Raw genomic sequence first — 6,505 nt, 5'->3', positions numbered from 1 at the left:
TTGATATAATATTTGGTCATTATATCTCTGCAAGTGCTCACACAGATTGCTTGAATAAATTGTTAAAGAGCGTTGACATTGACGCCTTGCGTCGTAGTCAGGCTGCGTATTTTACGCAAACCAGATTTGAAGTCAAGCACATATTATGCTTTATTCAGGACGTTTAAAAAGTAACCGAAGTTGTTTTTAACCACCTTACTGAACGACGTTTGCCGTGTCAGTGAGGTCGCATTATAGAGATCTAACGTTTACTGGCAAGTAATTTCTAAAAAAAGAATATAGCGCTTTCAAGCTTGGTTGTTTACTATGCTATTTGAGCATTTGACTAACATTAATGACTATATAGAGGCAATAATGAGCACTTCACTTCGAAAATACCAAGGAATATCACCGCAATTAGCCAACTCCGCTTATGTAGATAAGTCTGCAGTCCTAATCGGAGATATAACTATAGACGAAGATGCCAGTATATGGCCACTCGTTGCAGCCCGTGGTGATGTAAATAAAATCGTCATTGGTGCGCGTACTAATGTGCAAGATGGCTGCGTATTACACGTTACTCGTAAAAGCCCAGCAAACCCAAATGGTATTCCCCTCATTATAGGTGAAGACGTTACCGTCGGTCATAAGGCACTCTTACACGCATGCACTATTGGTGATCGCGTGCTAATCGGTATGGGGGCGATTGTACTTGATGGGGCGATTATTGAAGATGATGTTATGATCGGTGCTGGTACGTTAGTGCCACCGAGAAAAATATTAGCAAGTGGTTACCTTTATATAGGCAGCCCAGCAAAACAAGCAAGAAAATTAACAGATGATGAGATTGCGTTCTTAAAGCTATCTGCCGATAACTATGTGCTGCTTAAAAATGAGTATATAGCAGATAGCCAGTAATAGAAGTACTGCATACCCTCTAGCCGAGCCTAGGGGGTAACAACATTATATTTATTTAATGGTTTTTCTTAATGCTTCAAGCACAGGTGACATCGACGGTATTACCCCACGCCAAACTTTAAAGCTTTCAGCAGCCTGACCAACCAACATACCCAGTCCATCGATAACTAATTCCGCCCCCTGTTCGGCAGCCCATAAATTGAATGCTGTGGCATCAGCTTTATACATCATGTCATAACAGATCGTGTTTTTATTCACTAATGCTGGTGAAATGGCAGGAACCAAACCCGACAAACTGGCTGACGTAGAGTTAATGATAAGATCAAAATTGCCTGTTAATGCGCCAAAACTACATGCTGTAATATCACCCTTATCATTAAACAATGTCGCCAACTGCTGCGCTTTGGCATCCGTACGATTAGCTATCACCAGTTCTTGCACGCCTTGTTCTAGCAACGGGCCAATTACGCCACGCGCAGCGCCTCCAGCACCGAGTAATAACACCCGCATATTCGTGAGCGTCGTATATTGCAACAAGTCATGCACCAGACCAAATCCATCAGTATTATCACCAATAACACGGCCATCATCAGTAAGCACCAGCGTATTCACCGCACCAGCAAGTTGAGCTCGCGGTGTTAATTGCTCAGCAAATGAAAATGCCTCTTGTTTAAAAGGAACGGTAATATTACAACCCTTTCCCCCTTGAGAAAAAAACTCAGCCATCGCCGTGGTAAAACCATTGATTGGTGCTTCGATGGCTTGATAACTAAGATCCTGTGCAGTTTGCTTGGCGAACAGGCCATGGATCATTGGTGATTTACTGTGGTTTATTGGATTACCAAATACGGCATAACGGTCCATACTGCACAACTCCTGTAATGAGATAGATAAAAGGAAAGGACTTAGTAAACTATGATCAGGCTATTATCGTCAATAGAAATGATCAGCGTAATGCAATGACTAACGGTAGATCTCCCCGGTAAGTGCATCCGTGATAGTGGTCGGTTGCGCAAGTTCACCCACCGCTTCGTCAACAATCGCACCAAGGAGTGACTCTAATTGACTCGCCACTTCCGCGGCAGTAATACACGGCGTAAGTCCGGTTAAATTCGCACTGGTTGAGGTTATTGGCCCACCAAAAGCGAGGCATAATGCTTGCACTGTCGGATGCGCAGAAACACGAACCGCGATACTATCGAATTGTCCGGTTAACCATTTTGGTACTTGCGCTTTAGCTGGCATAACCCAGGTTGCAGGCCCAGGCCAGGTTTGCTTAATCTTGTCGATTTGCGTTGCAGATAATTGGGTTAAATCAACATAATCATTTAACTGCGCTAAATTAGCGGCAATTAAGATCAAGCCTTTTTCAACAGGTCGTTGTTTAATGGTTAATAAGCGTTGAACCGCTAATTCATTCATCGGATCACAACCCAAGCCAAAAACTGCTTCTGTTGGATAAGCAATAACTTGCTGGGTATGTAACGCTGCCACCGCGTTGTTAATAGCTGTTGAATTATTCACAGTAATATATCTATTATTAATAGTCATAAACAAAAATGGTAGCGCACGCTACCATTTCCTACTCTGTAACGACAGTTATAATACTAGTTTATTAGCCATTACAGTGCTTTTAATTTAGCTTGTAACGCTTCGTCTTTAGCAATAATGATTGCTGCATTAGCTTGACGTTCAGCTTTAACTTTAGCCGCCATTTCTGGATTACCAATTGCTAACATTTGCGCTGCAAGGTAACCGGCATTTTTAGCACCCGCACTCCCGATTGCAACGGAAGCAACAGGTACACCACCAGGCATTTGCACTGTTGATAATAAAGCGTCCATACCTTGTAACGGGCCCGCGTCGATTGGCACACCAATAACAGGATGAGTAGTGATACCCGCAACCGCGCCAGCTAAATGTGCAGCTAGACCAGCAGCACAGATAAATACAGCACAACCACGGCTCTCTGCATCTGTCACATACTGATGTGTCGCTGCAGGCGTTCTATGCGCAGAAGTTATTTTCACTTCGTACTGAATATCAAATGATTTAAGTACCTTTAGTGTACCCTGCATAACCGGCAAATCTGAATCTGAGCCCATTAATACTGCAACAAATGGTGTAGACATAATTATTCCCTTTCCGTATGAGTTATTTTTAATCGTTAAAATTAATTGATAGTGTTAATCACTATTCTAATAAAGCACGCTTATAGCCACAGCGTTTCTGTGGACAGATAAGTTGTTTTCCATTACAGGTTTTCTTTTCCACTAAAATGGCCCAGTGACACTCGGGACATGTTTCTGAAACTGGTTTGAAATTAATAATGTATTTACACTTAGGGTATTTATTACAAGAATAAAATATCTTTCCGAAACGTGATTTTTTTTGCAGTAAATCACCCGATTTACACTGTGGACAAGATATGCCGGTCTCATCTGGCGTTTCTGTTTTCGACATATAAGTGCAAGTGGGGAATTGGGTACAACCAATAAAGAAGCCATAACGGCCACGTTTCAATACGAGTTCATGTTGACACTCTGGGCATTCTGAACCAACCAGCACTTTGTCATCTTCGAAATGTGATTGATTGGATAACGGGCGTGAATACTCACAAGTAGGATAATTATTGCAACCTAAAAAAGGCCCTGATTTGGCATTTTTAATACTTAACTCAGCACCGCATTGCGGGCACGTCTCGTACTCTTTTTCCAAGGCATGTTCATGAACTGTAAATAATTTGTCATTATGTTTAGACATTTGAACAATTTTTAAGTAAATAATTGATGGACGGATATTAACAAAATTGACATATTATGCCAGTAATTAATGTAAATTCAATTGCACAGTCACGCTAATACCTGGTTTTAGTGCAGGTGATCATGGGTTTTAGCCTGAACTAATTCTTCCATTTGTAAATATGCTTTTTCACCGTTTGGCACATTAAACAGCACCATTAAAATAACCCATTTAATGTCATCGAGATCCAAATCTGTATTCTCAAGTTCAATTAAACGTGCGATGGCCATTTCTCTGGTTTCGATGTTTAGCACATTAATATGTTCTAAAAATAAGAGAAAACCACGGCATTCGGTGTTGATGTAGAATTGCTCAGCCTCAGTATAAATTCGAATCGAATTCATACTGGATACTTGTAGGTGTGTTTGAACGCCGCCATTGCGTAACTCGACTAAATTTTCAATCCATGTAATGGCTTTATGTATTTCAACTTCAACAAAACCAGCCTGAATTAACTCACTGAGTAAATCATCTCGATCAACTAAGAACTCAGATTCATTTTGTTCATAAAAGTTTTCGAAAAGATAAATAAGTATATCTAACATTAGCCCCTCCGTTGCGATCTCACATAACCACCAGGTACAGCATTCACCCAATTATCAAGTTCTAGTTCCATTAAACTCGTTAATACTTGGCTAACAGGTTGTTGGCTGCGCTCAGCAATTAGATCTGCTGTTGTTACTTCATAACCGACATTATCTAAGATAGTTTGGTTTGGCAATGAAACAGTTTCGAGATCAGAGTTGAACAGGTCTGTTTGCTCAAAATTCGTACGTACATTTATATATGTGAGTTCATCGGTAATATCACTGGTTTGGGTGATGAGTTTCGCACCTTGCTGGATTAGATAATGACACCCAGCAGCCCCCGGATTATCAATAGCCCCAGGCAGAGCAAATACTTCTCGGCCTTGTTCAAGGGCATAACGTGCAGAAATCAATGAGCCACTATTTAATGCGGCTTCAACGACGACAACCCCCAGTGATAGACCACTGACGATACGATTACGACGGGGGAAATGCTCGGGTCTAGCTTGAGTAAAAGGACTGAACTCAGACACTAATGCGCCGTGATCTCGGATCTGTTGCGCTAATTTTAGATGCCGCTTAGGATAAACATTGGCTAAACCGGTGCCTAATACGGCAATCGTCTCGCCTTTGGCTGCTAATACACTACGATGACACTCACTATCAATACCGATCGCGAGCCCACTGGTGATAACTAATCCCTGTTGGACTAATTCTGCAGCAAAGCTGTGTGCATGACGCTTACCATAATAACTCGGGGCACGAGTACCAACCATGGCGATTTGCGGTTTCGATAATAGCTCAACATTACCTTCGACGTATAAAAGTAACGGCGGCGCTGCAATGTTTTTCAAGGTGATGGGATAATCGCTGGCGGTAATAGGAATAAGATGACGATTATCTTCTGCAGCAAGCCACTGTAGGTTTCGATCAATACTCTGCCAGTCAGGATTGAGCACGGCTTGCTGTTGCGCAGTATCTAAACCAAGTGAGTGTAGATACTGCGTTGAACCAGAAAATAATTTAGTTAATGATATTTTTTGCAATAATTTTAGCGCCCGACTGCCACCAATTTTCGGGACGTCATATAACGCTAACCAATATTTATCATGCTCATTAACCATAATTACACTTACACCCTAGTTATCATAAATTACTTACCTTATCGTTAAGCTTAATCACTTGTGAGCTATGTGTGATGAGCGCAAGGCTAACTTTATCGTAAACTTTGAACACCATCATCTCTCCGACTCGTTCATCTGGGAGCTGTAGCTCACTTTTGCCAGAAAATAGTTTATCGTATTGATTAATTAGATCACCATAATAAAAATCTAGATCTTGTTCATGACGAATAATAGTTTTACCACGTTTTAATACGGCAAACACGTCACCGGCACCCACGTTGTCACGCCAACCACGATTTATGATCACCACATCATTTTTACCAATCGCACTGTATTTTTCATCTGCCGCAACAATCAAACCATCGCTAGCAAGCTGGAAATTACGCGGTTGAAAGTAAACGGGCAAACGATCTTGCTCAGGCATCGGCAATAATCGATCACCTTTACGTGCTTCTTTGGTGCTTTTCAAAATCGATAATTTAGCCGGAATGGTTTCCGTGCCGGTATTCACCACACGGGCAATCGCAATAAACTCGACTTCGTTACCCAGATTTTCATGCGTCACAGGATCAATATAAGTACGACCGCGACGATAAATACCGTATTGACCCGGTTTTAACGAGCTTGATGCAAAAATACTGTGGCCAACAATAAAGGTGGTATTGCCGTCATTATTACCTAAGATCACTGGGGCCCGTTTTAATTTATCATTGCCAGCAACATAGTCACGACTTAAAAAAGAATTGATTAATTTTAATGGTATCGTCGGAATAGCACGACGGCCTTTTAATTCAGGTCGCGCTTTAGGAGAAACTTTTAAGATACGCTTACGTATATGATTACGGACTAAACGAGGTTGACCATTAACAAAGATTAATTGTAGTTTATCGCCGGGGTAGATAAGATGCGGATCATCTAACGCAGGATTAGCATCCCATAGCTGTGGCCATAACCACGGACTTTGCAAATATTTGCTCGAAATATCCCAAAGTGTATCACCTTCTTTGACGGTGTATTCAGTAGGGTATTGGTTTTTTAAGTTTAAGCTATCAGCATGTGCTAAAAAGGGTAACATAGCGGCTAAAGCAAAGATCAAACGACGTTTTATGGACATATCCTTTCCTAATTGTTGTTTGAACGCTTATATTTATAGTG

8 protein-coding genes are annotated in these 6,505 nt (G+C 41.3%); 1 reads left to right on the top strand and 7 read right to left on the bottom strand.

Annotated features, from left to right (window positions below; all coding sequences use genetic code 11):
- Nucleotides 1-354 precede the first annotated feature (354 nt).
- The gene (locus tag HRT96_RS16875) at nt 355-897 is read left to right on the top strand and encodes a gamma carbonic anhydrase family protein (RefSeq protein WP_293159076.1); all 543 of its coding nucleotides are present in this window, start codon (nt 355-357) and stop codon (nt 895-897) included.
- 51 nt (nt 898-948) lie between these two features.
- On the opposite strand, the gene aroE is transcribed toward HRT96_RS16875, so the two are convergent.
- From aroE to HRT96_RS16840, 7 genes are all read right to left on the bottom strand, one after another.
- Nucleotides 949-1,761 carry a shikimate dehydrogenase gene (gene aroE / locus HRT96_RS16870; RefSeq protein ID WP_293159074.1) on the bottom strand — a complete coding sequence of 271 codons (813 nt, stop codon included), beginning with the start codon at nt 1,759-1,761 and terminating at the stop codon, nt 949-951.
- 99 nt (nt 1,762-1,860) lie between these two features.
- Entirely contained in the window at nt 1,861-2,448 is a 588-nt protein-coding gene (locus HRT96_RS16865) for an L-threonylcarbamoyladenylate synthase (protein WP_293159072.1), read from the bottom strand.
- A gap of 71 nt (nt 2,449-2,519) precedes the next feature.
- Nucleotides 2,520-3,029 (bottom strand): 5-(carboxyamino)imidazole ribonucleotide mutase, encoded by a 510-nt coding sequence (gene purE, locus HRT96_RS16860; RefSeq protein WP_293128432.1) that lies wholly within the window; start codon nt 3,027-3,029, stop codon nt 2,520-2,522.
- 61 nt (nt 3,030-3,090) lie between these two features.
- On the bottom strand, nt 3,091-3,660 hold the full coding sequence (locus HRT96_RS16855) for a topoisomerase DNA-binding C4 zinc finger domain-containing protein (RefSeq protein WP_293159070.1): 570 nt from the start codon (nt 3,658-3,660) through the stop codon (nt 3,091-3,093).
- A 107-nt stretch (nt 3,661-3,767) separates the two neighbouring features.
- Nucleotides 3,768-4,244 (bottom strand): DUF494 family protein, encoded by a 477-nt coding sequence (locus HRT96_RS16850; RefSeq protein ID WP_293159068.1) that lies wholly within the window; start codon nt 4,242-4,244, stop codon nt 3,768-3,770.
- Nucleotides 4,244-5,350, bottom strand: coding sequence for a DNA-processing protein DprA (gene dprA, locus HRT96_RS16845; RefSeq protein ID WP_293159066.1), 1,107 nt, complete (start codon nt 5,348-5,350; stop codon nt 4,244-4,246). Before dprA ends, HRT96_RS16850 begins: the two co-directional genes overlap by 1 nt.
- A 22-nt stretch (nt 5,351-5,372) precedes the next feature.
- Nucleotides 5,373-6,464 (bottom strand): LysM peptidoglycan-binding domain-containing protein, encoded by a 1,092-nt coding sequence (locus HRT96_RS16840; protein WP_293159064.1) that lies wholly within the window; start codon nt 6,462-6,464, stop codon nt 5,373-5,375.
- Nucleotides 6,465-6,505: the final 41 nt, after the last annotated feature.

The organism is Moritella sp. (assembly GCF_013215705.1).
Lineage (GTDB): Bacteria > Pseudomonadota > Gammaproteobacteria > Enterobacterales > Moritellaceae > Moritella.
The sequence above is the reverse complement of the archived record's forward strand: the minus strand, read 5'-3'. Positions and strand labels throughout refer to the sequence as shown.

Excerpts from the sequence above, each read along its gene's own strand:
- dprA (WP_293159066.1), bottom strand. The coding sequence starts at position 5,350 with ATGGTTAATGAGCATGATAAATATTGGTTAGCGTTATATGACGTCCCG.
- HRT96_RS16840 (WP_293159064.1), bottom strand. The coding sequence starts at position 6,464 with ATGTCCATAAAACGTCGTTTGATCTTTGCTTTAGCCGCTATGTTACCC.
- HRT96_RS16865 (WP_293159072.1), bottom strand. The coding sequence starts at position 2,448 with ATGACTATTAATAATAGATATATTACTGTGAATAATTCAACAGCTATT.
- HRT96_RS16875 (WP_293159076.1), top strand. The coding sequence starts at position 355 with ATGAGCACTTCACTTCGAAAATACCAAGGAATATCACCGCAATTAGCC.
- HRT96_RS16855 (WP_293159070.1), bottom strand. The coding sequence starts at position 3,660 with ATGTCTAAACATAATGACAAATTATTTACAGTTCATGAACATGCCTTG.
- aroE (WP_293159074.1), bottom strand. The coding sequence starts at position 1,761 with ATGGACCGTTATGCCGTATTTGGTAATCCAATAAACCACAGTAAATCA.
- purE (WP_293128432.1), bottom strand. The coding sequence starts at position 3,029 with ATGTCTACACCATTTGTTGCAGTATTAATGGGCTCAGATTCAGATTTG.
- HRT96_RS16850 (WP_293159068.1), bottom strand. The coding sequence starts at position 4,244 with ATGTTAGATATACTTATTTATCTTTTCGAAAACTTTTATGAACAAAAT.